We start from the raw sequence: 2,489 nt of genomic DNA on the forward strand, positions 1-2,489 counted from the left end.
GTTCCTCGTCGCTCCACACGATCGAGCCGGCGAGCGCCCGGGCCGCTCCCGCTTTCTTCGCGAGTTTGTCGAGCCTTGCCATATCGGCTTCGGAAAGCGCCTTCTCATCGAGCCCGCCAAGCTGCCCAGCCTTTGGAAAGGTGACGCGCATCAGCAGCGGACCGGCGGCATTGGCGAAGGATTCGCGCATCGCGTTGCCGCGCTGCTCGTCTTGCGTCAGCACGAAGTGCCCAGCGCCCTGCTCGGCGGTCATGAAGACGGCGATCGTCGGCCGCTCGCCGGTCCAGGGCCTGCTGCCGAGCTGCGCGAGTAGCTTGTCGACCACATCCGGCTTGTAGAGGCAGGTCAGATCGTGTGGCCGGTCATGCGTGCCTTGCTCGTCATGGATCGGAATGCCTTCGAGCCGGTCGTGGTAGCGGAAGGATTGGACGAAATCGGCCGCCTTCTCGCGCAGCGCCAGCATCTGCGTCTTCTGCGTCAGCCGCTGATCGCCCGAGACCTTGACCAGCACCTTGTCGAGGCAATCCTTGAAACCGATCTGCCGGTTCACGTCTCCGGTTCCGGTGACGATCGTTTGCGCCTGGTAAAGCTCGGCGGGCGTCGCGGCGATGACGGGGCGACAGACGAAACAGATGGCGATCATGCCGATCACCATGGCCGCGAGGCGAGAAAATCCGGGCATGGCTTGCCGTCCGGTTCACAATGCCCATTTTCTAGCACCGGGTGCTTGCGCTGGCCAAGGCAGATTGCCGGCTAACCCAAGGAGCAAGGGATGGCCTTCATCTGGTTCATCTATGCCGCCTGGCTCATGCTGATCATCTTCCTGACCGTTCAGGCGATTGGCGTGAAGCGGGACACCGAGCCGCACCTGCTGCAGAGCTTCGGCTTGATGTTCGCCATCATCGCCGCCTTCCTGCTGCCGCGGCTGCCGATTTTCGACTTCGTCAACTTCGCACCCGTCGGCACGGTCCTGGGCGGCATCGGCGCCGCGATCACCATCGCGGGCATGGCGCTGTTGGTCTGGGCGCGGCAGGCTCTCGGTCGCAACTGGAGCCAAACCGTTTCGGCCAAGCAGGAGCATGAGCTGGTAAGGTCCGGTCCATACAGTCGCCTGCGTCATCCCATGTACACGGGCGGCCTGCTCGCCTCTATCGGCTCGGTGATCGTGGTCGGCGGCCCCTTCGTCTTTCTGTTGATCCTGCTCGGGGCAATTTTCATCTGGAGGGTCGGAGCCGAGGATCGGCTTCTGGCGCGGCAATTTCCCGACGAGTTCCCCGAATATGCGCGCCGCACGAACGCGCTTATCCCGTTCGTCTGGTAGTCTGCCCGCCGCAAGAGGCGCGGCCTGTCCCTGGTACTCGACAATTGACGTTGGCCCGGTCGCCGCTTAGCACTTCACCTCCCGCAGGCGCGGGGGAGGATTCTCTGACGATGGATTTTGGCGGCGGCGACGAGATCCGCTTCGAGCGGCTGGGCAGGGCGGGCGTGGTTACATTGACCCGGCCGAAGGCGCTCAACGCCGTCACGCACAACATGGTCAAGGCGCTCGGCAAAGCGCTCGATGCCTGGGAAGAGGATCCGGGCATCGGCGTCGTCGTCGTCAAGGCCGAGGGCAGGGCGTTTTCCGCCGGCGGCGATATCCTGCACATCTACGAGGCCGGCCGCGCCGGCAGGCCGCCTGTCGACTTCTTCGCCGACGAGTATCGGTTGAACGCCCGCATTGCGCGCTTCAAGAAACCCTATGTCGCGCTGATCGACGGCATCGTCATGGGCGGCGGCGTCGGCATCTCCTTTCACGGCTCGCATCGCGTGCTGACCGAGAACGCGCAGTTCGCCATGCCGGAGGTCGGCATCGGCTTTTTCCCCGATGTTGGCGCCAGCCATTTGCTGCCGGATCTCGGCGGCTCGTTCGGCATGTATCTTGGGCTGACCGGAAACCGCATCCGCTATGGCGACGCGCTGTGGTCGGGGCTCGCCACCCACACCATCAAGGCCGAGGACCAGGCCGGCCTGCTCGACGAGCTGGCGACGAGCGGCGATGCCAATGCGGAGCTGCGCGATTTCTTCGTGCCCGCCAAACGCGAGACCGAGCGGCAGGATCTGGAAGCGATCTCGCGTCATTTCTCGCAGAGCTCGCTCGCCGGCATCATCGACAGTCTGGAGCGGGCAGGGGCCGACGATGCTTTTGCCGCAAAGACGCTGGCGACGCTGAAGACCCGCTCGCCGACCAGCCTCAACGTTGCCTGGCGCCAGATCAGCGCCGGGTCGACGCTGTCGATGGACGAATGCATGAAGATGGAGTTCCGCATCCTGAACCGCATGCTGGCCGGCCATGATTTCTACGCAGGCATCCGCGCCGCCATCATCGACAAGGGCTCGACGCCCGCCTGGCGGCCGGCGAGCCTGGATGAGGTCAGTGCCGCCGACATCGACACCTATTTCGCCCCGCTCGGAGACAAGGAGCTCACCCTGTGAGCGAGGTCACCTCC

The 2,489-nt window shown here is 64.6% G+C and carries 3 protein-coding genes; 2 read left to right on the forward strand and 1 reads right to left on the reverse strand.

What is annotated here, in order from left to right; all coding sequences use genetic code 11:
- The coding region (locus EOA27_RS31725) for a DUF2066 domain-containing protein (RefSeq protein ID WP_127258141.1) at positions 1-682 on the reverse strand (682 nt) is incomplete at its 3' end.
- A gap of 90 nt (positions 683-772) precedes the next feature.
- Here EOA27_RS31725 and EOA27_RS31730 point away from each other — a divergent pair.
- Both EOA27_RS31730 and EOA27_RS31735 read left to right on the forward strand, forming a co-directional pair.
- Positions 773-1,321: an isoprenylcysteine carboxylmethyltransferase family protein gene (locus EOA27_RS31730; protein ID WP_126082948.1), complete on the forward strand. Its 549-nt coding sequence runs from the start codon at positions 773-775 to the stop codon at positions 1,319-1,321.
- A gap of 110 nt (positions 1,322-1,431) precedes the next feature.
- Entirely contained in the window at positions 1,432-2,475 is a 1,044-nt protein-coding gene (locus EOA27_RS31735) for an enoyl-CoA hydratase/isomerase family protein (RefSeq protein WP_126082947.1), read from the forward strand.
- Positions 2,476-2,489 lie beyond the last annotated feature (14 nt).

Source organism: Mesorhizobium sp. M2A.F.Ca.ET.037.01.1.1, assembly GCF_003998075.1.
Taxonomy (GTDB): Bacteria; Pseudomonadota; Alphaproteobacteria; order Rhizobiales; family Rhizobiaceae; genus Mesorhizobium.